The organism is Microbacterium sp. M, from assembly GCF_045181065.1.
In the GTDB taxonomy this organism is placed as follows: Bacteria; Actinomycetota; Actinomycetes; order Actinomycetales; family Microbacteriaceae; genus Microbacterium.
Window position 1 is genome coordinate 551998 of sequence record NZ_CP173721.1, and the last position, 24059, is coordinate 576056.

At 68.6% G+C, this 24059-nt stretch carries 22 protein-coding genes; 12 read left to right on the plus strand and 10 right to left on the minus strand.

Annotated elements, in window-relative coordinates; all coding sequences use genetic code 11:
* From ACI7YT_RS02560 to ACI7YT_RS02570, 3 genes are read left to right on the plus strand one after another with little or no spacing between them, the layout of a single operon-like run.
* On the plus strand, positions 1-1017 hold the full coding sequence (locus tag ACI7YT_RS02560) for a LacI family DNA-binding transcriptional regulator (protein ID WP_406248871.1): 1017 nt from the start codon (positions 1-3) through the stop codon (positions 1015-1017).
* Positions 1014-1829, plus strand: coding sequence for a PmoA family protein (locus ACI7YT_RS02565; protein ID WP_406248873.1), 816 nt, complete (start codon positions 1014-1016; stop codon positions 1827-1829). Before ACI7YT_RS02560 ends, ACI7YT_RS02565 begins: the two co-directional genes overlap by 4 nt.
* The gene (locus ACI7YT_RS02570; protein WP_406248875.1) at positions 1826-3148 is read left to right on the plus strand and encodes a serine hydrolase domain-containing protein; all 1323 of its coding nucleotides are present in this window, start codon (positions 1826-1828) and stop codon (positions 3146-3148) included. Before ACI7YT_RS02565 ends, ACI7YT_RS02570 begins: the two co-directional genes overlap by 4 nt.
* Positions 3149-3207: 59 nt before the next feature.
* Here ACI7YT_RS02570 and ACI7YT_RS02575 read toward each other — a convergent pair whose 3' ends face one another.
* The 7 genes from ACI7YT_RS02575 to ACI7YT_RS02605 all read right to left on the minus strand — a co-directional run bounded on the left by ACI7YT_RS02575 (position 3208) and on the right by ACI7YT_RS02605 (position 10677).
* Positions 3208-4143: a carbohydrate ABC transporter permease gene (locus tag ACI7YT_RS02575; RefSeq protein ID WP_406248877.1), complete on the minus strand. Its 936-nt coding sequence runs from the start codon at positions 4141-4143 to the stop codon at positions 3208-3210.
* A gap of 76 nt (positions 4144-4219) precedes the next feature.
* Positions 4220-4687 (minus strand): hypothetical protein, encoded by a 468-nt coding sequence (locus tag ACI7YT_RS02580; protein WP_406248879.1) that lies wholly within the window; start codon positions 4685-4687, stop codon positions 4220-4222.
* Positions 4684-5976 (minus strand): glycoside hydrolase family 28 protein, encoded by a 1293-nt coding sequence (locus ACI7YT_RS02585; RefSeq protein WP_406248881.1) that lies wholly within the window; start codon positions 5974-5976, stop codon positions 4684-4686. The genes ACI7YT_RS02580 and ACI7YT_RS02585 overlap by 4 nt, the downstream gene beginning before the upstream one ends.
* 1 nt (position 5977) lies before the next feature.
* Positions 5978-7495 (minus strand): extracellular solute-binding protein, encoded by a 1518-nt coding sequence (locus ACI7YT_RS02590; protein WP_406248883.1) that lies wholly within the window; start codon positions 7493-7495, stop codon positions 5978-5980.
* A 1-nt stretch (position 7496) separates the two neighbouring features.
* Positions 7497-9011: an extracellular solute-binding protein gene (locus ACI7YT_RS02595; RefSeq protein WP_406248885.1), complete on the minus strand. Its 1515-nt coding sequence runs from the start codon at positions 9009-9011 to the stop codon at positions 7497-7499.
* On the minus strand, positions 9008-9697 hold the full coding sequence (locus ACI7YT_RS02600; protein ID WP_406248887.1) for a YesL family protein: 690 nt from the start codon (positions 9695-9697) through the stop codon (positions 9008-9010). Before ACI7YT_RS02600 ends, ACI7YT_RS02595 begins: the two co-directional genes overlap by 4 nt.
* A complete protein-coding gene (locus ACI7YT_RS02605) occupies positions 9697-10677 on the minus strand; it encodes an ABC transporter permease (RefSeq protein ID WP_406248889.1) in 981 nt (326 codons plus the stop codon). Before ACI7YT_RS02605 ends, ACI7YT_RS02600 begins: the two co-directional genes overlap by 1 nt.
* A gap of 241 nt (positions 10678-10918) precedes the next feature.
* On the opposite strand from ACI7YT_RS02605, the gene ACI7YT_RS02610 reads away from it, so the two are divergent.
* From ACI7YT_RS02610 to ACI7YT_RS02625, 4 genes are read left to right on the plus strand one after another with little or no spacing between them, the layout of a single operon-like run.
* A complete protein-coding gene (locus ACI7YT_RS02610; protein WP_406248891.1) occupies positions 10919-11659 on the plus strand; it encodes a copper homeostasis protein CutC in 741 nt (246 codons plus the stop codon).
* A 52-nt stretch (positions 11660-11711) separates the two neighbouring features.
* On the plus strand, positions 11712-12590 hold the full coding sequence (locus ACI7YT_RS02615) for an alpha/beta fold hydrolase (protein ID WP_406248892.1): 879 nt from the start codon (positions 11712-11714) through the stop codon (positions 12588-12590).
* Between the two features lie 34 nt (positions 12591-12624).
* A complete protein-coding gene (locus ACI7YT_RS02620; protein WP_406248894.1) occupies positions 12625-13674 on the plus strand; it encodes a biotin/lipoate A/B protein ligase family protein in 1050 nt (349 codons plus the stop codon).
* Entirely contained in the window at positions 13671-14567 is an 897-nt protein-coding gene (locus ACI7YT_RS02625) for a DNA-methyltransferase (RefSeq protein WP_406248895.1), read from the plus strand. Before ACI7YT_RS02620 ends, ACI7YT_RS02625 begins: the two co-directional genes overlap by 4 nt.
* Here the strand turns inward: ACI7YT_RS02625 and aztA are convergent.
* Positions 14554-15228: a zinc ABC transporter ATP-binding protein AztA gene (gene aztA / locus ACI7YT_RS02630; RefSeq protein WP_406248897.1), complete on the minus strand. Its 675-nt coding sequence runs from the start codon at positions 15226-15228 to the stop codon at positions 14554-14556. The genes ACI7YT_RS02625 and aztA overlap by 14 nt on opposite strands.
* A gap of 54 nt (positions 15229-15282) precedes the next feature.
* Between aztA and aztB the strand changes: the two genes are divergently transcribed.
* The 4 genes from aztB (at position 15283) to aztD (ending at position 19499) form a co-directional block, all read left to right on the plus strand.
* Positions 15283-16128, plus strand: coding sequence for a zinc ABC transporter permease AztB (aztB, locus tag ACI7YT_RS02635; RefSeq protein ID WP_406248899.1), 846 nt, complete (start codon positions 15283-15285; stop codon positions 16126-16128).
* Positions 16125-17333 carry a hypothetical protein gene (locus ACI7YT_RS02640; protein WP_406248901.1) on the plus strand — a complete coding sequence of 403 codons (1209 nt, stop codon included), beginning with the start codon at positions 16125-16127 and terminating at the stop codon, positions 17331-17333. Before aztB ends, ACI7YT_RS02640 begins: the two co-directional genes overlap by 4 nt.
* A complete protein-coding gene (locus ACI7YT_RS02645; protein ID WP_406248903.1) occupies positions 17330-18238 on the plus strand; it encodes a metal ABC transporter solute-binding protein, Zn/Mn family in 909 nt (302 codons plus the stop codon). Before ACI7YT_RS02640 ends, ACI7YT_RS02645 begins: the two co-directional genes overlap by 4 nt.
* Positions 18239-18308: 70 nt before the next feature.
* Positions 18309-19499, plus strand: a complete 1191-nt coding sequence (aztD, locus tag ACI7YT_RS02650; protein ID WP_406248905.1) for a zinc metallochaperone AztD — start codon at positions 18309-18311, stop codon at positions 19497-19499.
* Between the two features lie 36 nt (positions 19500-19535).
* Here the strand turns inward: aztD and ACI7YT_RS02655 are convergent, their stop codons facing one another.
* Complete coding sequence (locus ACI7YT_RS02655; protein WP_406248906.1) at positions 19536-21005, minus strand: carboxylesterase/lipase family protein; 1470 nt, start codon at positions 21003-21005, stop codon at positions 19536-19538.
* A complete protein-coding gene (locus ACI7YT_RS02660; protein ID WP_406248908.1) occupies positions 21002-21598 on the minus strand; it encodes a TetR/AcrR family transcriptional regulator in 597 nt (198 codons plus the stop codon). Before ACI7YT_RS02660 ends, ACI7YT_RS02655 begins: the two co-directional genes overlap by 4 nt.
* Positions 21599-21723: 125 nt before the next feature.
* Between ACI7YT_RS02660 and ACI7YT_RS02665 the strand changes: the two genes are divergently transcribed.
* Positions 21724-23979, plus strand: coding sequence for a glycoside hydrolase family 3 C-terminal domain-containing protein (locus ACI7YT_RS02665; protein WP_406248910.1), 2256 nt, complete (start codon positions 21724-21726; stop codon positions 23977-23979).
* The last annotated feature ends 80 nt before the right edge of the window (positions 23980-24059 follow it).

A 24059-nucleotide genomic window follows, 5' to 3' on the forward strand; every position in this document is an offset into this window, starting at 1 on the left:
ATGGCGACACGACGAGCGCGGACGGCGCCGACGCGCGAAACGACGATCAACGACATCGCGCAGGCGGCGGGGGTGTCGAAGGCGACCGTGTCGCGGGTGCTCAACCGCATCCCGACCGTCAACGCCGAGATCGCGCAGCGCGTGCGCCAGGTCATCGACGAGCTCGGCTACACGCCGAGCCAGACCGCGCGGTCGCTGTCGCTGGGCGTCAGCCGGACCGTCGGCGTGCTCGTGCCCGACCTCGGCAACCCGATGTTCCACCAGGTGCTGCACGGCTTCAACAGAGCGGCGGCCCGCGACGGGTATCACGTCGTCGTCACGGACTCCTTCGAGGATGCCGATGGCGAACCGGACCTCGCCCGAGACCTGCGCGACCGCACGGATGCCGTCGCACTGTTCTCGCCGCGCATGACGCGGCCCGACCTGCTCGAACTGCTGCCACGGATCGGCCCGGTCGCGGTGTTCAACCGCACCACCGGCAAGAACGCCGGGTCCGTCCTCATCGACTATCACGAGGGCGTCATCGTGCTGGCACGGCACCTCATCTCGCTCGGCCACCGCAGGATCGCGTTCCTCGCCGGACCCGCCTATGCCCGCGCGAACTGGGAGCGCGAGCGCGGTCTCGCCGAGATCCGCGAGAGCGAACCGGATGTCGAGATCATCGACGTGCCGTGCGGGCACTCCTTCGAGGACGGCTACGACGCCTGGCCGGCGCTGCGCGCCACTGGTGCCACCGCGGTGATCGCGTACAACGACGTCGTCGCGCTCGGCCTGCTCGGTCGTCTGTCCGAGGAAGGCGTGTCCGTTCCAGACGAGATGTCGGTCGCCGGCTTCGACGACATCCCGTTCGCCCGATACTCGTCACCGTCGCTCACGACGATGACTTCGCGCCTCGGCGAGATCGGCGAGCAGATCTGGACCGTCCTGCATGCCGAGATGACCGCCGATCCGCTGCGCGAACCCATCATGTTCTCGCCATCCCTCGCCCCGCGCAGCAGCACCAAGGCGCGGGCATGACCGTGGAGCTGCTGCGCGATGCCTCTGCCGTGGTCGAATACCACGACGGCACCGATGTCGACGCGCGGCTCTCGCCGCGTCCGTTCCTCACCGCGACGACGCCGCTCGGCACGCCGGCCACGCAGGTCGAGCCAGAGGATCATCTGCACCATCTCGGCATGAGCGCCGCACTGCCGGACGTCAACGGCACGAGCTTCTGGGGTGGCCGCACGTATGTGCGCGACCACGGCTCCACGATGCTCGACAACCACGGCACGCAGCGGGTGACCGGACGCGATGTGCACGACGGGACGGTCATCGAACAGATCGCATGGCTCGATGGGCACGGCGCGGTCCTGCTCGATGAAGAGCGCACCATCACCGTCAGCGCGGGCGACGGACGCTGGGAAGTGGTCTGGGTCTCGCGCCTCACGGCTCTCGAGCAGGACGTGAGCTTCGGCAGTCCGCAGACCAACGGCCGACCCGGCGCCTTCTACGGCGGGCTGTTCTGGCGAGCGCCGTTCCCGGTCGCCCGTGTGCGCACCGCGGAGGGGCAGGGCGTCGACATCGCGCACGGATCGCTCTCGCCCTGGATCTGCCTGGATGCCGAGCACGCATCGCTCGTCGGGGTCAGCACCAACGGGATGCCGTGGTTCGTGCGCGCCGAGGGATACGTCGGATTCGGTCCAGCGCTCGCCGTGGACGGGCGGCGTGAACTGCCCAGGGGCGAGACCCTGCGGCTCGATCTCGCCGTGGCGGTCATGGACGGTTCGCCGGCCCGCCCTGCCGAGGTCGCCGACCAGCTCCTCGACGGGGTCAGGGACGCGGTGTGACCCGGCCGCTGCAGACGCTGCTCGCCGAAGCGCGCGCCGCGGACATCGCCCTGCACTCGATCGAGATCAGCGTGGCCGGCCGTCCGATCGTGCGCGACGGCATCGCGCCGTTCGGCCCCGAGGTGCCGCACCGGATGTACTCGGTGTCGAAGTCGTTCACCGGACTCGCCGTCCTGCTGCTCGCGGAAGAGGGGCGGCTCGGCCTGGATGACGGCATCCTGACGCACTTCCCCGAGCAGAGGCCGGTGCATGCCTGGCTCGAGCAGACCCGCATCGACGACATGCTGGCGATGACCGGTCCGCACAGCCGCACGACGTATGTCGAAGCATCCGACAGCTGGTTCGAGTCCTACTTCCGCGTGCCGCCGACGCACCGCGCCGGCACGCTTTTCACATACGACACCAGTGCGTCGTACGTGCTCGCCGCTCTCGTCGAGCGCCTGGCGGGCATGCCGATGCTCGACTATCTGCGCCCGCGTCTGCTCGACCCGCTCGGTGTCGGTGCGGGTGCGCAGTTCCTGACCGGACCCGAGGGGATCAGCCACGGCGGGTCGGGCCTGGTCATGGCGCCGGCCGACCTGCTTCCGATCGCAGAGATGATCAACCAGGGCGGATGCCGCGACGGCGATCGCATCCTTCCGGAACGAGTCGTCGGGCGGCTGCTCGAGCAGCGCTCTTCGCCCGCGATGCAGACCTGGGGCGCTCCGCTGCGCGCCGGGTACGGGCGCCAGGTGTGGCTCCCCGGCGGCGGCAGCTGGATGATGTTCGGGCTCGGCGGACAGATCGTCTACGGCGACCCGGCGCGGCAGCTGGCGGCCGTCGTCACCGCCGACACGACCACGCTCACCGGCGGAGATCAACGGCTGGTCGACATGCTGCTGCGGGCCTTCGAGGCGCTGGACGAGGGCGCGGACGGCCTCGCGGTCGGACTCGCGCCGCCCATGCCGCCGCATGACGCGCGGCATGCCGCGCGCGTCCGCACTGCCGCGGCGCAGATCACGGGTGAGGATGCCCCGGACGAGCTCGTCGTCGAGGTGGATGCCGAGGGCGGCCTCGTGCGATGGGATGCCGAGCACGAACTCGTGTTCTCGACGGCGCATCCGACGACGGTCGTCACCCCGCTCGGCAGTGCCGTCGTCACCGCCGGCTGGACGGCGCCCGGCGTGCTCGACGTGCGCCTGAGCGCCGCGGGCGATGACATCGCCTCGGTGCGGCTGCGGCTGGTCATCGGTGGCGACGGCATCCTGACCCTGATGTCGCAGGGCTTCGGACCGGCGATCGGGTCGTCCTGGACGTTCCGCGGCAGCTACCGCTACTGATCACTTCGGCTTCTCGCCGATCCAGACGATCAGAGGCGACGCTATCTGCCCTGGGGAGGTCAGCCCTTGACCGAGCCGACCAGCGCGCCCTTGACGAAGTAGCGCTGCACGAACGGGTAGATGATGAGCATCGGCAGCGTCGCGACGAAGATCACGGCCATGCGGACGGACTGCGCCGGCGGCACGATGTCGACCGCCGACTCGCTGGCGTTCAACCCGCTCGCCACGATCACGATCTGGCGCAGGAGCACCTGCATCGGCCACAGCTCCGAACTGTTGATGTACAGGATCGCGCTCTGGTATGTGTTCCAGTAGTAGACCGCGTAGAACAGACCGATCGTGGCGATCGAGGCCAGTGACAGCGGCAGCACGATGCGCCAGAAGACGCCGAACTCGGAGCAGCCGTCGATGCGCGCCGCCTCCTCGAGGCTCTCGGGAATGCCCTGGAAGAAGCTGCGCATGATGATGAAGTTGAAGGCGTTGATCGCCACCGGGATGATCAGCGACCACAGCGAATCGATCATTCCGAGGCTCTTCACGACGATGAACGTGGGGATCATGCCACCGGCGAACAGCATCGTGAACAGCACCATGAAGTTGATGACACGGCGCCCCTTGAGGTGCTTCTTGGACAGGGCGTACGCCATGAACGCGGTGAGCACGAGCGAGATGAAGGTGCCGCCGATCGTGACGATCGCCGAGACGCCGAGAGCGCGGAAGATCGTCGGCGTCGACAGGATGTAGCGGTACGCGTCGAGGCTGAACGTCTCGGGCCACAGGATGAACGGTCGCGTGGCCAGCTCGCCGGGGGTGGCGAGCGAGCTCGCCAGCACGTTGACGAACGGCAGCACGCAGATCAGCGCGAAGGCGATCAGGACGATCGCGTTGATGACGCTGAAGATGCGGCGACCAGGGGTGACGCGCAGCTTGTTGCGGGCGGTGCGGCGGATCTGGATCGGGATCGTCGCGCTGTCGACAGGTGCCGTGTTGGTCATTTCGAGCTCCCAGGGGTGGACGTGCGCACCGCGAACAGTGCTGCGGAGAGAAAGAGGTCTGTACGGAGAGGTGGCGTCATGTCCGACTCCCCGAGGTCGGCGTCCGCACCGCGAACAGTGCTGCGGAGAGAAAGAACAGAAAGGCCACGGGATACAGGACCAGCTGCGTGCCGAAGAGGCAGGCCAGGCCGGCGCCGGCGAACCACCAGCCGGTCGCACGGCGGCGCGGGCGATACGTGGCGAAGAACCAGCCGACCGCGCACAGCAGGGCGATGAGGACGAGCGAGAACCCGAACCACGCCGCGAGAGTGTTCAGCACCGTGTGAGCGTCGGCATCGGCGACGTCCAGGCCGGCGGCGCGGAGCGCGGGGAGCACGGACTCCTGCAGGGTCGCGGCATCCGCTCTGGTGATCACGAGGGCGAACCCGCCCTGCAGCACGGCAGCGGCGGCGAAGCCGACGGCGGCGATGATCAGCTCGATCCGGCGGCGGAACGGCTTGGCTGCGGCATCCGCAGTGGTCGGCGTCTCGGTCATGACAGTCATACCAGCGCACCTCCGCGGGTTTCCAGGCTCGCCGTGCCGTCGGTCACGAGGACGGGGCCGACAGCACCCGTGACACGGAGGCCGACGATCCGCAGCCCGGTCGCGAACTGCGCGTGCACGCCCGCCGAGGCCATCGCGGGAACGCCGTCGGCCATGGCAGGGACGACCGGGGTGGCATCCGGTGCGAACGAGACGACGAAGTCGTCGAGCGTGAGGTCGTCGATGGGAGCCTCGGGGAGACCAGAGACCCAGGCGGCGCAGGACGTCACGTTCGTCGCCGTGATGTGGGCCAGGTGGATGCCGCGGAAATGCGGAGTTCCGGCATCCACCGGCTGCGGGGTGCGGTCGGACACGATCGGAGCCTTGCCCTCCGGGCCGCAGAAATAGAACGGGTTGATGACCAGCGGGCACATCACGCGGTCCATCACGATGTTGGAGACGCGCACGTCGGAGACGGTGCCGCCTCGGCCGCGGCGGGATTTGATCCGGATGCCGCGGTCGGTGCCCTGGAACACGCAGTTCGAGATCACGACCCCGCGGACGCCGCCGGACATCTCGCTGCCGATCACGACGCCGCCGTGTCCGTGGATCATCGTGCAGTTCGTGATCGCGATGTTCTCGCACGGCACGCGGTCCAGCGATTTCTCACTGCCGGCCTTGATCGCGATGCAGTCGTCGCCGACGTCGATGTGGCAGTCGCTGATGCGCACGTTGCGGCACGACTCGGGGTCGATGCCGTCGGTGTTGGGAGAATCCGGCGGGTTGATGATGCGGATGCCGGTGATCCGGACGTCGTCGCAGAGCAGCGGGTGGACGGTCCATGCGGGGGAGTCGCGCAGTGTGACTCCGGAGATCTCGACCCTGGAGCATCCGTGCAGGCCGATGAGCGTCGGGCGGGGGAACGACAGAGAGTCTGCCCGGAAGGCATCCCACCACCACGCGCCGCCGCCGTCGATCTCGCCGCGACCGGTGATCGAGATGTCGCTGGCGTCGCGGGCGTAGATGCACGGGGAGTGGATGGTCGTGGCTGCGCCCTCCCAGCGCGCGCCGACCGGAGGATAGAGGGCGGGGTCGGCGACGAATCGCAGCACCGCCCCCGCCTCGAGGTGGAGTTCGACGCGGGAGCGCAGGCGCAGAGCACCGGTCTCGTGCACGCCGGGCGTGATGGTCACGCGTCCGCCGCCGGCATCCGCAGCCCGGTCGATGGCGTCCTGCAGCGCGAGCGTCGTGCGCTTCACGCTGCCGAAGCCGATTCGGGTGGGAGTGCTCTGCACCTGCGTCCCGCTCATATCAGTTGTTCTCCGCGTAGGAGGCGCTGAGCTCCTCGATGATGGCGCTGAGCCCCTTGCCGTCGAGATCGGCGATGGCCGCCTCGAATCCGGCCATGTCGAGCTGGCCGACCATGTACTTGTTGTAGGCGTCGTTCGCGGCCTGCTGGATCGTGGACCAGCTCTGGTCGAACGCGTCCGACGACAGCGGCAGTGAGGGGTCGACCACCGCGAACTCCGTGTTCTCGGCGATCTTCTCGTTGCCCTCGTCGACGTACGGCGAAGAGCTCTTGAAGGTCACGACGTTGTCGCTGGGTCGGGACGACGAGTACGGCTGGACCTCCTGCTCCCACTTCGGCTGGTCGGCGATCGTCACGACTCCGTCTGCGTCGACGGTGAAGTGCTCGTCCTCGATGCCGTTCGTCATCAGCGTGAAGGCCTCCTCATCGAGGAGCTTGTCGATGAAGGCGAGCATGCCTCGGAGCTCGTCCTCGGTCTCGACCTGGCTCTTCGACATCGCCAGCCAGCCGCCGAAGCCGCCGTTCGTGTCGGACAGGATGCGTCGCGGCACGTCCTCGAAGGTGATGTCGTTGATCAGCGCCCACGACATCGGCGTGTTCGGGTCGGAGCTGACCGCGAGGTTCATGTAGCCCTTCGGCTCGAACAGACCGGTCACGACGATGCCGCCCTTGCCCTGGGCGATCGCGTCGATCTGGTTCTGCTTCTGCATGGTGACGAACTCGCCGTTGATCGCGCCCTGCTCGTACAGGCCGCGGTACCACTCCATGGCCTCCTTGAACTCGTCCGTCTGGAAGGTCGGGATGACTTCGTCGTCCTCGACGACGAAGTTGTTCCCGGCGCCGAAGTAGCCGGCGAGGCTCTTGAACCCGAGCTTGAAGCTCTCCAGGCGGTCGAGGAACCCCGTGGTGTCATCCTTGCCGTTGCCATCAGGGTCCTGCGTCGCGAAGGCCACAGCGACCTCGCCGAGCTCTTCGATCGTGTGCGGGACCTCCAGGCCGAGGTTGTCCAGCCAGTCCTGCCGGACGATCACGCCGTACCGGGCGATCGGCTTCTGGAACGGCACACCGTAGAGCTGACCGTCGACGCGAGCGGACGCGATCGTCTGATCGTCGATCTCGGACAGGTTCGGGTAGTCGTCGAGGTACGGCTCGACATCCCAGAACTGACCGGACTTCAGTGCCTGGCGCACCGAGGTGTTCGTGATGTTGGTCAGCGATGTGATGTCGGCGAGCGAGTCCGACGCGAGTGCGGCGTTGATCTTCTCGTCGGCGGAGGCGGCAGGCACCCACTGGAAGTCGAGTTCGGCTCCGGTGGTCTCCTCCAGCGCCGTCTGGATGGGGCCGTCCGCGTCCGGAGTCGTCGGCGTGTGCAGAATCGCCATCCAGGAGATCTCCTCGGGGATCTCGGCGGATCCCCCACCATCGGTGGCTGCGTCGCCCGACGCGCCGCATCCGACGAGCGCGAGTGCGACGACAGCAGCGGAAGCGGTGCCGAGTGTGAGTCGGGAACGATTGCGCATCTCAGTTGGTCTCCGCGTACGAGGCGCTGAGTTCTTCGATGATCGTGTCGAGTCCCTGACCGCTGAGCTTCTCGATCGCGTCCTCGTACCCGGCCATGTCGATCTGGCCGACCATGTACTTGTTGTACGCGTCGTTCGCGGCCTGCTGGATCGTCGACCAGCTCTGATCGAACGCGTCCGACGACAGCGGCAGCGACGGATCGATGACGGCGAACTCGGCGTTCTCGGCCATCTTCTCGTTGCCCTCGTCGACGTACGGCGTGGAGCTCTTGAACGTGGCCACGATGTCCGAGGGGCGAGACGAGTTGTACGGCTGGACCTCCTGCTCCCACCTCGGCTGATCACTGATCGTGACGACATCGTCGGCGTCGACGGTGAAGTGCTCGTCTTCGATGCCGTTGGTCATCAGGGTGAACGCCTCCTCATCGAGCAGCTTGTCGATGAACGCGAGGATGCCCTTGAGCTCGGCTTCGTCCTTCACTTCGCTCGTCGACATCGCCAGCCAGCCGCCGAAGCCGCCGTTCGTGTCGGACAGGATGCGCCGCGGCACGTCCTCGTGCGTGATGTCGTTGATCAGGGCCCAGGCCATCGGGGTGTTCGGGTCGGCGCTGGTGGCGAGGTTCATGTAGTTCTTGGCCTCGAACAGGCCCGTGACGATGATGCCGCCCTTGCCCTGCGCGATGGCGTCCTGCTGGTTCTGCTTCTGCATCGTGACGAACTCGCCGTTGATCGCGCCCTGCTCGTACAGGCCGCGGTACCACTCCATGGCCTCCTTGAACTCGTCCGTCTGGAACGTCGGGATGACCTCATCGTCCTCGACGACGAAGTTGTTGCCTGCGCCGAAGTAGCCGGCCAGCGTCTTGAAGCCGAGCTTGAAGCTCTCCAGGCGGTCGATGAAGCCGGTCGTGTCGTTCTGGCCGTTGCCGTCCGGGTCCTGCGTCGCGAACGCGACGGCGACCTCGCCCAGCTCCTCGATCGTGTGCGGGGTCTCCAGGCCGAGGTTGTCGAGCCAGTCCTGACGCACCAGCACGCCGTAGCGGGCGATGGGCTTCTGCACCGGGACGCCGTAGAGCTTTCCGTCGACGCGCGCCGAGGCGATCGTCTTCTCGTCGATCTTGGAGAGGTTCTCGTAGTCCTCGAGATACGGCTCGACATCCCAGAACTGTCCCGACTTCAGTGCCTGGCGGACAGAGGTGTTCGAGATGTTCGAGAGCGACGTGATGTCGGCCAGCGTGTCGGAGGCCAGCGCGGCGTTGATCTTCTCGTCCTTGGAGGCATCCGGCACCCACTGGAACGTGAGGTCCGTTCCGGTGAACTCCTCGAGCGCGGTCTGGATCGGACCGTCCGCCTCGGGGGTGGTGGGCGTGTGCAGCATCGCCATCCAGGTGATGCTCTCGGGAGTGTTCACATCCTCGCTGCTGCTCGCGGGTTCTCCCGACGAACCGCACGCCGTGAGCGCGAGCGATGCGACGGCGACGGAAGCGACGGCGATTCCGAGCCTGCTGTGGTTCCTCATTCTGATGTTCCTCTCGCAAGGTGGAGACGGGCCTGCGCGGTCACGCGAGCCCTGGGGGGTGAGGTCTGAGTGGCGGTGGCGGCGGCATCCGCGGCCAGCTGGCCGAAGACGATGCGCGTGACGAAGCCGATGGCGGCCGCAGGGATGCCGATGCCGAACATGACCAGCAGCGGCAGGGCGAAACTCGTCAGCAGCCACACGGTCGCGGCGACCGCGGCGGCGGCGACGATGGTCCAGTGCAACGAACCGATGCCGAGCATGAGGGCGGCGGCGATCTGACGCGGGATGCCGCGGACGTCGGTCGCCGCCATCACGGGGAAGACGTAGGCGGCGATGATGCCGATGACGACGAGGGCGACGACGTTGCCGAACTGCAGCAACCACGTCGACGCGGCGAAGATGTTGGTGATGACGATGGCGGCCGCAGCCGTGAGGATCCAGCCCATCGCGGCGGAGCGCCAGTAATGGGTGCGGAAGTGACCGATGAACGCGCGGGTCACCGGGGGCGTCTCGCCGAAGCGGAACCAGCGATCGATGTACGCCGCGACCGCATAGGACGCCGGTCCGATGCCGAAGACGACGAGACCGAGCACGGTCGCCGCGATCCACAGCACGTTCAGGAAGGCGATCCGATAGACGCCGCGCAGGAACAGGTTGATGCGCATGAAGCCCTCGAACGAGAACATCAGAACACGCCCTCCTCGCCGAACTTCTTCGCGAGTCTGTTGGCCATCAGCACGAGGATGAGTCCGACCAGGCCCTTGAACAGGCCGACGGCGGTCGCGTAGCTGAGCTGTCCGTTCTGAATACCCGCCGTGTACACGTACGTGTCGAAGATCTCGCCGACCTCGCGGTTGAGCGAGTTCAGCATGAGGAACATGTGCTCGAAGCCGAGCTCGAGGAAGTCGCCGATCGACAGGATGAACATCACGATGATGGTCGGGCGGATCGCGGGCAGGGTGATGTGCCAGGTCTGCAGCCAGCGTCCTGCGCCGTCGATCTCGGCCGCTTCGTACAGCTGCAGGTCGACCGCCGTCATGGCGGCGAGGTAGATGATCGTTCCCCAGCCGGCGCTCTTCCAGATCTCCTGGACCGTGTAGAGCGGTCGCAGCCAGTTCGGGTCCGTCAGGAACGGCACCTCGTCGAAGCCCCACGAGACGAGGAGGTTGTTGATGCCGCCGCCGTCGGTGGTCAGCAGCACGTAGAACAGCGAGACGACGATCACCCACGACATGAAGTGCGGCAGATAGATGACGGTCTGGATGCTGCGCTGGAAGACCCGGGTGCGGACCTCGTTCAGCAGCAGCGCGAGGATGATCGGCACAGGGAAGGCGAAGATCAGCAGCAGCAGCGAGATGATCACCGTGTTGGTGAGCAGCATGATGAAGGTGTCTTCGGTGAAGAACCGAATGAAGTGCTCGAATCCGACCCACGGGCTGCCGCCGATGCCGCGGAACGGCGAGTAGTCCTGGAACGCGATGACCAGGCCGCCCATCGGTACGTACTTGAAGACGATGAAGTACACGATGCCGGGCAGAGCCATGAGGTACAGCGCCTTGTGGCGCCACATCTCCTGCCACCACGGGCGTCGACGCAACGGGGGAAGCACGTCGCTCGTTTCGGGGGCGTCGGGCTGCGTGCTCTGGGTGGCTTCGAGCACGGTCATGCCTGCGTCCGCTTCACCGCGAGATCGGTCACCATCGGGGGCCTCTTCCTGCGCTCATCATCGAGTTCCGGGGGGCGGTCGCCGCAGAGAAAACGCTTCTTCGGTAACCGGTTTCCCGAGACTAGCACGGGACGCGGTCGGCAACAACCGTTCGTTTCGACCGTGATCGAAGCGATTGTCTACAACGTTATACAGGGCGGCGGCCACTCGCTTCGTCATGACGTGCGCTCGGCACGCGAGAATGGATGCTGTGACCCTCGCTCTCGAAATCGCCGTCCAGGACCCAGCCGGTGTGCGCATCGCCCGCGAGGTCGGTGCGGAACGCGTCGAACTGACGCAGGGGCTCGCGCTCGGTGGACTCACCCCGTCACCGGCGACGCTCGAACTCGCGCTGGCCGAAGCGGACACGGACGGGCCGGAGGTCCACGTGCTGGTCCGCCCGCGGGCCGGCGGCTTCCACTACGACCGGGACGAACTCGCGCTGATCGAACGCGATGTGCGCTTCGCCGTCTCCGCAGGTGCTGCCGGCGTCGTGATCGGCTGCCTCGATGCCGACGGCCGGCTCGATCTCGATGCGATGACGCGACTGGTGGATGCCTCAGGCGGCGCCGCCGTGACGCTGCATCGCGCGATCGATGTGACGGCGGATCCGGTCGCCACCATGCACGCGGCTCGGGAGCTGGGACTCGACCGCATCCTCACCTCCGGCGGGGCGTCCGCGGCGATCGACGGTATCGATGTCCTGCGTCGCCTGGTGGAGGAGGCCGGCCGCGGCATCCAGATCATGGCGGGCAGCGGAGTGGATGCGGCATCCGTCGCCGAGATCGTCGCGACCGGCGTCGATGCCGTGCATTTCTCCGCCAAGCGCACCGTCTCGGAGTCGACCGGCGTGCGGATGGGGTCGGCGGCCGACGGCGTCGGCGGGTACGAGGTCACCGACCGCGATGCCGCATTCGCGGTGCGGGCGGCGCTCGGACTCTGACGACCGCGACACGAGCACGACACCGATCGATCGCGTCCGTAGACTCTCTGCCATGGCCGACCCCCGCAACGCCGCGTTCCGCACCGCCGAGTACACGGACGCCCACGGCATCACGATCGTCTACGACGTCCATCCGGCCGAAGGGCGGCAGCGCGGCGTCGTGCAGCTTCTTCACGGCGTCGGCGAGCACGCCGGACGCTACGGCGAACTGATCGGGGCTCTGAACCGCGCCGGCTTCGTCGTCTACGCCGACGACCATCGAGGGCACGGACGCACCGGGATGCGCCAGCACGGGGAGGCCGCCAAGCTCGGCCGACTCGGCAAGGGCGGCCTGCACGCGGCGAAGAACGCGATCTGGCAGCTCACCGGCATCATCCGCGACGAGAATCCGGACCTGCCGCTCGTGCTGTTCGGTCACTCGTGGGGTTCGTTCCTCGCGCAGATGCTCGTGAACGACCATCCGGAGGCGTGGGACGCCGTCGTGCTGTCGGGCTCGGCGCTGCGGACGCCGCTGATGCTCAACGCCGCGCCGCTGAACGCGCGGTGGGAGGGCGAGAACGCCACCGGGTACGAGTGGCTCAGCCGGGATGCCGCCGTGTGGGAGGAGTTCGACGCGGATCCGCTCACCACCAACGTGCCGCTGCTGAAGCTGTTCGGCCCGATCGAGTCGTTGAAACTGTACGGCCGGCCGAAGAAGCACCTCGGCCGTGACATCCCGATGCTGCTGATGGTCGGGCGCGACGACGCGGTCGGCGGACCTCGGAGCGTGCACCGCCTCGCCGACGAATACCGGGAACGGTCCGGTCTCACGGACGTCACGACGCTCGTCTACCCCGACGCGCGTCACGAGATCTTCAACGAGCTGCAGCAGGGCGCTGTCCGCGCCGATCTGCTCGCCTGGCTCGACAAGCACATCCCGTTCCGAGGCTGAGCGGCTCCGCCGTCGCCGGGCGTAGGCTGGGACCGTGCATGGTGAGTACAAGGTCCCGGGTGGAAAGCTCGTCGTCGTCGACCTCGAGGTCAAGGACGGGCGGATCGACGGATTCCGACTCGCCGGCGACTTCTTCCTCGAACCCGACACCGCGCTCGATGACATCAATGCGGCCGTCAACGGACTGATGGTCGAGTCGGATGCCACGGCGATCGCCGCGGCGGTCCGCGGTGCTCTTCCCGATGGCGCTCAGCTGCTCGGCTTCAGCCCCGAGGCGGTCGGCACCGCCGTCCGTCGCGCGCTCGTGACGGCTCCCGGCTGGCGGGACTTCGACTGGGAGATCGTGCACGAGAAGGCCGTGTCCCCTCGCATGAACCTGGCGCTCGACGAGGTGCTCACCTCCCGCGTCGGCGAGGGCCGCCGCCGCCCGACGCTGCGCATCTGGGAGTGGAACGAATCCGCCGTCGTGATCGGCTCGTTCCAGTCCTACCGCAACGAGGTCGACCCCGAAGGCGCCGCCCGTCACGGCTTCGATGTGGTCCGCCGCATCTCCGGCGGAGGCGCGATGCTCATGGCCGCCGGCCAGATCGTCACGTACTCGCTGTACGTCCCGGCATCCCTCGTCCAGGGCCTGACTTTCGCCGATTCGTACGCGTTCCTCGATGACTGGGTGCTGCAGGCGCTGCGGTCGCTCGGGATCGACGCGACCTACCAGCCGCTCAACGACATCGCCTCGCCCACCGGCAAGATCGGCGGGGCCGCCCAGAAGCGCCTCGCCAACGGCGGCGTTCTGCACCACGCGACGCTGTCGTACGACATCGACGGGCAGATGATGACCGAGGTGCTGCGCATCGGGCGCGAGAAGCTCAGCGACAAGGGCACGACCTCGGCGGCCAAGCGCGTGGATCCGCTGCGCAGCCAGACCGGGCTCTCCCGTGCCGAGATCATCGAGCGTTTCAAGGACACCTTCCGCTCGCTCACCAAGGCCGAGGACGGTGCGATCACGGCGGACGAGTACGCGGATGCCGAGGCGCTCGTCGAGTCGAAGTTCTCGACCGACGCGTGGCTGCATCGGGTTCCGTGATCCCGTCCTCAGTCGGCTCGGTCTCGATCGTCCACGGCGACAGCCTCGATGTCGCGAAGACGCTGCCGACGGCATCCTTCGCTCTGGTCTATCTCGACCCGCCGTTCAACACGGGGCGAGCCCAGGAGCGGCAGGTCGTCACGTCTCGGCGGTTCACCGAGCAGCCCGAACTCGACATCGAGGAGCCGGGCGAGGACGAGGCCGCCGAGAAGGAGATCCGGCACGGCTTCCACGGGCATGCCTATGAGCGCGTGCGCGGCATGCTGCGCACCTACGACGACAGCTTCGACGACTACGGAGCGTTCCTCATGCCGCGGCTCGAGGAGGCCTGGCGGCTGCTCACCGATGACGGCACGCTCTATCTGCACCTCGACTATCGCGAGGCGCACTACGCCAAGGTCATGATGGATGCCGTCTTCGGCCGCGAGTGCTTCCTCAACGAGCTCATCTGGGCGTACGACTACGGCGGGAAGTCGCGCAAGCGCTGGCCGACCAAGCACGACACGATCCTCGTGTACGTCAAGAATCCCGGTGCCTACCACTTCGATTCGGATGCCGTGGATCGTGAGCCCTACATGGCACCGGGGCTCGTGACGCCTGAGAAGGCGGCCAGGGGGAAACTTCCCACCGACGTGTGGTGGCACACGATCGTGCCCACGACGGGGCGCGAGAAGACGGGGTATCCGACGCAGAAGCCGGAGGGCATCCTGCGACGCATCGTCCAGGCGTCCAGCCGCCCTGGCGACCGCGTGCTCGATCTCTTCGCCGGCAGCGGAACGACCGGAGCCGTCGCCGCGGCACTCGGGCGCGATGCCGTGCTCGTCGACGACAACCCCGAGGCGATCCGCGTGATGCAGACCCGGATGCCGGGAGCCGCCGTCACCTCGCTCTGACAGTCTCCGTGACGCGGCCGTCGTCGAGTTCGAGCCGGTCGTCGATCCGGCGGAACTCTCCGGGGTCGTGGGTGACGGCCACGACCCCGGCGCCGGTCGAGGCGAGAAGATCGACGGCATCCGCGACGATCGTCCGCGAGTGCGCGTCCAGCGCCGCCATCGGCTCGTCCAGCAGCACGAGGTCGGCCCGCTGGACGAGCGCCTGCGCGAGCAGCGCGCGCTGACGCTGGCCGCCGGAGAGCGCCCCGATCCGGCGAAGCGACAACTGCGCGAGCCCGACGGTCTCGATGGCGTCGGCCACGGCCGCGCGATCCGCCCTGCGTGCGGGTCGCCAGGAGCCCAGCCGAGCCCAGGTCCCCATCGCGACCAGGTCGTGCACCGTCAGCGGCAGGTGCGCCGGCAGCGGTGTCGACTGCGGGACGAGAGCGATTCGAGTGCCCGGCCGGACCTCGACCGATCCCCGCTGCGGCACGACGAGCCCGGCCGCCACGCTCAGCAGCGTCGACTTGCCCGAACCGTTCGGCCCCGACACCACCAGCAGCCGTCCGGCATGCGCGTCCACATCGATGCCGCGGAGCGCCGGATGCCCGTCGTGATCGACGGCGACGCCGCGCAGCGTCAGCACTCGGGTGGTGGGCAGGAGGAGTGATGCGGAAGACATCGTTCCATTATTGCAAATGAAAATCGTTCTCAATAAGTGCTACAGTCGCTCCCTGTGACCCTTCTCGACCCCTTCGCCATCGCCTTCGTGCAGCGCGCCCTGCTCGCAGGCGTCCTCGTCGCCGTGATCTGCGGCGTCGTCGGCACCTGGGTGGTGCTGCGCGGCATGGCGTTCCTCGGCGAGGCCATGGCGCACGGCATGCTCCCCGGCATCGCCGTCGCGACGCTGATCGGCATCCCCGGCATCCTCGGTGCGGCCGTCAGCGCCGCCGGCATGTCCGTCGGGATCGGCGTGCTGCAGCGTCGAGGACGACTGTCGGCGGACACGAGCATCGGGTTGCTGTTCGTCGCCAGTCTCGCGCTCGGGGTCATCATCATCTCGGCCTCGCGCAGCTTCGCGACCGACGCCACCGCGATCCTGTTCGGCGACATCCTCGCCGCCTCGCTCGCCGATGTCGTCATGCTCGCCGCCGTCGCCGTCATCACGCTCGCCGTCGCGGCCCTCGGCCACCGGGCGTTCGTCGCGCTCACGGTCGATCCTCGGCAGGCGCAGCTGCTGGGACTGCGTCCGAAGCTCGCCCACGTCCTGCTCGTCGGACTCATCACCCTCGCCGTCGTTGCGGCCTATCAGGCCGTCGGATCCCTGCTCGTGGTCGGCATGCTGCTCGGACCGGCGGTCGCGGCAGGACACTGGGCCACGCGCATCCCCACGACCATGACGCTCGCGGCCGTCATCGGCTGCGCTGCCGTCGTGGTCGGCCTCCTCGTCTCCTGGTACGCCGGCACCGCGGCCGGAGCGACGATCGCGTTCGTCTCCATCCTCTCCGCCGGTCTCTCCGCCCTACTGCACCGGATCGTCACCATCGGGCGCCGCCGCGCCCTCCCAGAAAGGACCTCATGAGATTCCGCTTCGCCGCAGCATCCGGCATCCTCCTCCTGACGCTCGCAGGGTGCGCCGCACCCGCCGCGCCGGCGCCCGAACCGACGTCGTCGACGACGACGGAGGGCGACGGCCACGGCCAGATCGAAGGAGCCCGTGAACTCGCGGAGCCGGCGCTGCACCTCACGACGATCGATGCCGACGGCATCGTGCACCACCTCGATCTCCTCGACGAGGAGACGTCCGTGCTGGCCGAGATCGAGCCGGTCGACGACATCGTGACGGACGGACGGTATCTCTTCGGCATCCGCGAAGGATCGGTCACCGTGATCGACAGCGGGGTGTGGACGTGGAGCCACATCGACCATTTCCACTACTACGAGGCTCCGGCGCGGGTGCTCGGCGAGATCACCGGGCAGGGTGTGCCTGACGTCGTCACCGGCGACGCCGGCATCGGGGTCCGCTTCGCCGATGAGGCGGTTCTGCTCGACGCCACCGCCCTCGCCGACGGGCAGATCGAGGAGGCCTTCCGGATTCCGGCCGACGGCGGAGACGGACTCGTCGTCCCGCTGGCCTCCGGAGCCGTGATGACGGATGCCGACGGCAGCGCATCCCCGTCGCTGCGCGTGGTCGCAGCCGACGGCAGCACGGTCGGCGACGGCATCCCGTGCGAGAGCGCGAGCGGGACGATCACGACGGTCGTCGGCGTCGTGATCGGCTGTGCTGATGGAGCGGTGATGTTCACCGGTGGTGACCCCGCCGCGGTCGAGCGCATCCCGTACCCCGAGGGGACCGCGCCCGCTGCGACGGGCTTCGCCGCACGGGAGGCGCGCCCCCGCGTGGCGGCGGTCGCCGGCAGCACGGGGGTGTGGATCCTCGACACCCGGCAGCGGACGTGGACCCTCCAGGACGTCGGCGAGCCGATCGTGCAGGCCGCGGCGATCGACGATGCGGACGGGCGGGTGCTGGCGCTCACGGCGGACGGCGCCGTGCTCGTCCTTGCCGACGGGCAGGTCATCGCGCGCACGGAGCCGCTGGTGGCGGCATCCCTCGCGGATGCCGAGGCGGCCGACGGCGTGCGGTTCGTCGTCGACCAGAACCGGGCGTATCTGAACGGCCCGATCGAGCAGACGATGTGGGAGATCGACGCCGCCGACGGGGCACGCGTCGCTCGGACGTTCGAGACGGCGTACGCGCCGCTGCAGCTCGCGGGGACCGGACGATGAGGGTCCTGCGGCAGGTCGCTGCCGTCGTCGCCGCCGCAGGCGTGCTCGTCGGCCTGGCCGGATGCGCTGCGCCCGGGTCGGATCGGCCGAGCGTCTACGTGACCACCAACATCCTCGGCGATGTCGTGTCCGAGATCGCCGGAGACCACCTGGATGTGGTGACGTTGATGGCCCCCGGCGCCGACCCGCATTCGTTCGAGCTCTCGGCGCAGCAGGCCGCCGGCATGCGTGCCGCCGACCTCGTCGTGGCGAACGGACTCGGGCTCGAGGAGGGGCTCGCACAGCATGTCGAGGCTGCGGCCGACGAGGGCGTCGACGTGCTCCTCGCCGGAGACCACGTGGAAGTGCTGGAGTACGCCGATGGCGCCGGCCCCGACCCGCACTTCTGGACGGACCCGGCGCAGATGCTCCTCGTCGTGGACGCGCTCACTCCGGCGCTGGCCGCACTCGCCGGCAGCGGCGCGGCCGACGTCCGTGCCGCTGCGGATGCGTATCGCACCGAGTTGAGCGCCCTGGAGGACGAGATGGCGACGTCCCTCGGCGCTGTTCCGGCCGAGCACCGCGCGCTCGTCACGAACCATCACGTCTTCGGCTACCTGGCTCGCCGCTTCGACGTCACGCTGCTCGGTGCCGTGATCCCCGGCGGCACGACACTCGCCGCCCCCAGCCCCGCCGACCTGCAGGAGCTCGTCGACGCGATCGACCAGGCGGGCGTCCGGACGATCTTCGCGGAGTCGTCCTCACCGGATCGGCTCGTGCAGGTGCTCGCCGACGAAGCCGATCGCGAGGTGGACGTCGTCGAACTGATCACGGAATCACTGGCCGCACCAGGCGAACCCGGCGACACGTATCTCGACATGATGCGCGTCAACACCACGCGCATCGCCGATGGCCTCAACCCGTGACCCGCCCGACAGGGCACTCCGCCCGAGAGGGCGCCCACCCCGCCCGAGAGGGCGACGAAAGGAAGATCGAATGACACAGCGCAATCGCACGGCGCGCCTCGCCGCAGGCGTGGCAGGCGCCGCACTGCTCCTGGCAGGATGCGCCGCACAGCCGGCGGCCGAGACCCCGGCCGACCAACCCACCGGCACGGATGCCGCGAGCACCGGTCCGCGGATCGCGGTCGCCTACGAGGGCGGTGTGCTCGTCGTGGACGGCGAGACGCTCGAGGTGATCGATGACCTCGCCTCGGAGGAGTTCGTCCGGCTGAACCCGGCCGGCGACGACCGCCATGCGTTCGTCACGACGTCGGAGGGCTTCCAGCTGCTCGATGTGCGCGAGCCGGAGCTCACAGATCTCGTCGTCGAGGCGGGTGCCGCCGGTCACGTGGTGCGCCACGGGGGCAAGACCGTGCTCTACGACGATGCCACCAGCGACACGACCGTCTTCGAGACGGCCGCGCTCGCCGAAGTCGACGGCGCGCTGCCGGATGCGGAGGTCATCGAGGGCGTCGAAGCGCACCACGGTGTCTCGGTCGTCCTGGAGGACGGCACGTTCGTCACCACCGTCGGCGACGCGAGCGGTCGCAACGGCATCCGGGCAGTGGATGCCGACGGCACCGAGATCGCGGTGAACGATCAGTGCCCCAACGTGCACGGCGAAGGTGCGGCCGCGGACGAGGCCCTCGTGTTCGGCTGCGAGAACGGCGTGCTCGTCTTCGACGACGGTGCGATCACCAAGCTCACCTCTCCGGACGAGTTCGGCCGTATCGGAAACGCCTACGCCACCGAGCACAGCCCGCTGGTCGTGATGGACTACAAGGACGACCCGGATGCCGAGGGCTACCTGCTGACGAACCTGGCTCTCGTGAACACTGAGGCGAAGACCATCGAGAAGGTCGAACTGCCGGACGGCATCAGCTACACCTGGCGCGGTGTCGTCCGCACCGAGGACGGCGACGCCGTCATGATCGGCTCCGACGGACGCCTGCACGTCATCGACCCGGCCACGGGGGAGATCACGGCATCCCACGAGGCGATCGAGGCCTGGGAGAGCCCGACCGAGTGGCAGCAGCCGCACCCGGCCATCGCGGCGTCCGGTGACGTCGTGTACGTGACCGACTCGGCGAACAGCACGATCGTCGCCCTCGACCCGCACACGGGTGAGGAGATCGCGTCCGGCGAGCTCCCGCACGTGCCGAACGAGATCGCCGTCGTCGGCTGACCGTCCGTTCCCCCACTCGTTCGTTGAGCGTGCAGGTCAGAGCAGAGCGAGCGTGTTGTCGTAGGCCGTCGTCGTGATCTGAGGGTGACCGCCGAAGACCCGCGCCGTCCCCGGTTCGGTCCGCCATGCGGGCCAGCCGGGGGCGCCGCCGGTGACGAACGACACCGCGGCGCCGTGCATGTCATCCGCGAGGGACTGAGGCGGATTCGGGCCCGCCAGGTCCGAGACGCGCTCCCGGTCGAGCCCGTCGAACCAGAACGGCACGTCCAGGCAGTGGCACGCCCACCCCTTCGTCGGTGAGACCCAGGTGAGCGCGTAGACCCAGGTCTCGGCATCCGCTTCTCTCCGGGCCTCGGCGACGCGGACGACGAGGCTGCGGAAGACGTGATCCGTGACGAATCGGCCGACCATGGCGGCCGAGCCCTTCGCCCGTTGGGGGCGGTTCGCCCGCAGGTACGCGCGTCGGACGCCGCGATCGCGCAGCACGCCGCGCAGCAGGGCGGTTGAGGGGACGACCCGCAGCGCACGCGGTGCCCGGTCGGCGACCATGGTGAATTCGTCATCGGTGGCGCCGAGCACGAGCGGCTTGTCCGCGCCGATGCCGTCTCGGAGGGCATCGGCGGCTGGTCGCAGGACGAGTTCGCCGTCCACGATCGGGCCCCACGGCAGGCCGTCGTCGATCAGGCCGGACAGCAGGCCGAGGCCCTTCCGACCGCCGACGGCCTTGGGCTGGTTCTTGAGGATCCGCGACTCGGATACGGAGCGGAAGCCTGCGAGCGTCGGCTCGATCTCGAGGATCCCTGCCAGACGCTCGCCGCGTTCCTTCGCGACATCGGCCGGGATGTCGGCGAGCGCGGCCGAGAGGGCGAGCGCGCCGTGGAACAGATGCTGGGCTGCGGGCATGCTCAGCAGCGTCAGCACGGCGCCGCCGCCGGCGGACTGCCCGCCGATCGTCACGCGGCCGGGGTCGCCGCCGAAGGCGGCGATGTTCCGCTGCACCCATTCGAGTCCGGCGATCCAGTCCAGGACGCCGCGATTGTGCGGCGCTCCGTCGATGTACCCGAACCCGTCGAATCCCAGCCGATACGACAGCGAGACCGTCACGACGCTGTCGCGATTGAATCGGCTGCCGTCGTACCAGGGGCTCGCCGGCGAACCCTCGGTGTAGCCGCCCCCATGGATCCAGACGAGCACCGGCAGCTTCGCGCCGTCGTCGACCGCTGGGGTGAACACGTTGACGTTGAGGATCGCGTCACCGGGGATCGGAGGTTCCGGGATCAGCGTGCCCCCGGGGTCCCGCCGCAGCGCCGTCGCGCCGTACGAGGTCGCGTCGCGCACCTCGGTCCACGGCTCGGGCGGCACCGGAGCGGCGAAGCGCAGCTCGCCGACGGGCGCGGCGGCGAACGGGATGCCGAGGTAGGCCGCAGAGGCGTTCGGTGTCCCGGCATCCCGCCACGATCCGCGGACCGGTCCGGATGCCGTGTGCACGATGGGTGCGCCGGTCACGATGCTGCTCCTCCTTGTGGCTGCGGGGCCGGGCGCAGCGCGTCCAGGAACTGCTCGATGTGAGCGGCCATGTCGACGTCCGGATTCACGAGCCACAGGGACTGCAGGCCGTCGGCGAGCGCCTGCACGCTCGTGGCGACCCAGGCAGGATCCAGGTCGTCGCGGATCTCGCCGTTCTCCTGCGCGCGGACGACGGCCGTACGGAAGTGCTCCTGCAGGCCCTGCGTCCGCTCGCGGAAGAACGCGTGCGCCGGATGCTCCGGATCGACGGCCTCGACCGCGAGCTGCGCGTACAGCTGCACGAGCCCTGGGACCGTCGCGTTGTGCCGGATGACGGTGAGCAGCATGTCGATGCCGCCGTCCGCGCCGTACGCCTCCTGATCGCGCTCGTCGCGCTTGCGCAGGATCGCTGTGAAGAGCTCTTCCTTGCTGTCGAAGTAGTGCAGCAGCCCCGCGGCGCTGAGGCCGACGGCGTCTGCGAGTTCGCGGACCGAGGCGCGTCGGTACCCGTGGGCGGCGACGACTTCGAGCGCTGTCGTCAGGATCTCCTCGCGCTTGGCGATCCCCTTGGCGTAGGCCCCGCGTCGCGTCATGGTGCCAGCGTATCGGCGCCGCGGCATCCTGGGAAGTGAAAACCGAACGCTGCTTGCTTTTTGTGGAGAGCTGGACGTATCCTGGCCGAGCGATCCACGGCGGACGCGGCGAAAGGCGAACTCGGATGACCGACCCACAGGACCTGACTCCCGAAGATCTGACGCTCGAGGAGAAGGCCTCGCTCACCAGCGGTGCCGACTTCTGGACGACCAAGGCGATCGATCGGGCAGGCATCCCGTCGATCATGCTCACCGACGGCCCCCACGGGCTGCGCAAGCAGGCCGCCGCGAGCGATCATCTCGGACTCAACGACAGTGTTCCCGCGACCTGCTTCCCGCCGGCTGTCGCCCTCGGCTCGAGCTTCGACCCCGAGCTCGCCGAGCGCGTCGGCGTGGCACTGGGCGTCGAGTCCGCGATCGAGGACGTCGCGGTCATCCTCGGTCCAGGCATCAACATCAAGCGGTCGCCGCTGTGCGGCCGCAACTTCGAGTACGTCTCGGAGGACCCGATCGTCGCCGGGCGGATCGGAGCGGGGCTCGTCCGTGGCATCCAGTCGCAGGGCGTCGGGTCGTCGCTCAAGCACTTCGCGGCGAACAACCAAGAGGACGACCGGATGCGCTCTTCGAGCGACATCGACCCCCGTCCGCTGCACGAGATCTACCTCCGCGGCTTCGAGTACGTCGTCAAGGACGCCCAGCCGTGGACGGTCATGTGCTCGTACAACCGCATCAACGGCGTGTACGCGTCGGAGGATCCGTGGCTGCTCGGTGACGTGCTCCGCGACGACTGGGGCTTCGGAGGCCTCGTGGTGTCGGACTGGGGCGCCGTGAACGAGCGCGTGAAGGGTCTGGCCGCTGGGCTGGATCTCGAGATGCCGTCGAGCGGCGGCTTCACGGATGCTCAGATCGTCGCCGCGGTGAAGGACGGTTCCCTCGACGAGTCGGTCGTGGACACCGCTGCCGGACGCGTGCTCTCGCTGGTCGCGAAGGCGCAGGCGCGTCCGGCTGCCGCAAGACCCTTGGATGCCGAGGCTCATCACGACCTCGCACGCGAGGTCGCCGGTCGCTCGATCGTGCTGCTGCAGAATGTTCCGGTCGGCGGGACTCCGGTGCTTCCGCTGGCGCCGTCGGCATCCGTGGCGGTCATCGGCGAGTTCGCCCGCACGCCCCGTTACCAGGGCGGCGGTTCGTCGCACATCAATCCCACCCGCCTCGACACCGCACTGGACGCCTTCGGCGACCGGGCCTCGTTCGCGCCGGGCTTCACGTTCGACGGCTCGGGGGATGCCGAGGCGCTGCGTGCCGAGGCGGTCGCGCTGGCCGCGGCGAACGACGTCGCAGTGCTGTTCCTCGGGCTGCCGGACGCCGACGAGTCGGAGGGCTTCGACCGCACGCACATCGACCTCCCGGCGGCGCAGCTCGAGCTCGTGGAGGCCGTGCTCGCCGTGAACCGGAAGGTCGCGGTCGTCCTGTCGAACGGCGCGGTCGTGGCGCTGCCGTTCGCCGATCGCGTGCCGGCGATCGTCGAGGCGTGGCTGCTGGGTCAGGCGGGCGGTTCGGCGACGGTCGACGTCCTCACCGGCGCCGTGAACCCGTCGGCCCGGCTCGCCGAGACCATCCCGCTCCGCCTCGAGGACACCCCGGCCTTCGGGAGCTTCCCCGGGGCGTTCGGGCACGTCCGCTACGGCGAGGGCGTGTTCGTCGGATACCGCTGGTACGACGCGCGGAAGATGGCCGTGACCTTCCCGTTCGGACACGGACTGTCGTACACGACGTTCTCGTACGGGAAGCCGACGGCGACGGTCGAGGACGACGGCGACATCCGCGTCACCGTCGCCGTGACGAACACGGGTGCCATCGACGGCCGTGAGGTCGTGCAGGTGTACGTCGCGCCGGAATCGTCGACCGTCGAACGCGCGCCCCGCGAACTCAAGGCATTCGCCTCCGTCGCGCTCGCCGCGGGTGAGACGCAGGACGTCTCGCTGCTCGTCCGCCGCGAAGACCTCGCGTACTGGGACATCCGCGTCGACCGTTTCGTGGTCGAGGGCGGTGCCTACCGCGTCGAGGCCGGAGCCTCGAGCCGTGACCTGCGCGGTTCGACGTCGGTGCACGTCGCCGGCGACGAGGTGCGCATCCCGCTGACGGCGAACTCGTCGATCGGCGAGCTGCTGGAGCATCCGATCGTCGGACCGATCGTCCGGGAGCAGCTGTCCGGAGGGCAGGAAGCCGCGGACGGTGCGATGGATGCCGGGATCATGAGCGACGAGGCGATGGCCAAGATGATGGCATCGTTCCCGATCGGGCGGCTCGCCGGGTTCCCCGGCATGGGCATCGACCGCGAACAGGTCGAGCAGCTCATCGCGCTGGGGAATCGGGGATAGTCGCTCATCGGCTTCTCGGAATGGGTATGACACAATGTGTCGAGAAGTGCGACACTTCATGACATACTCATCTTGACGAA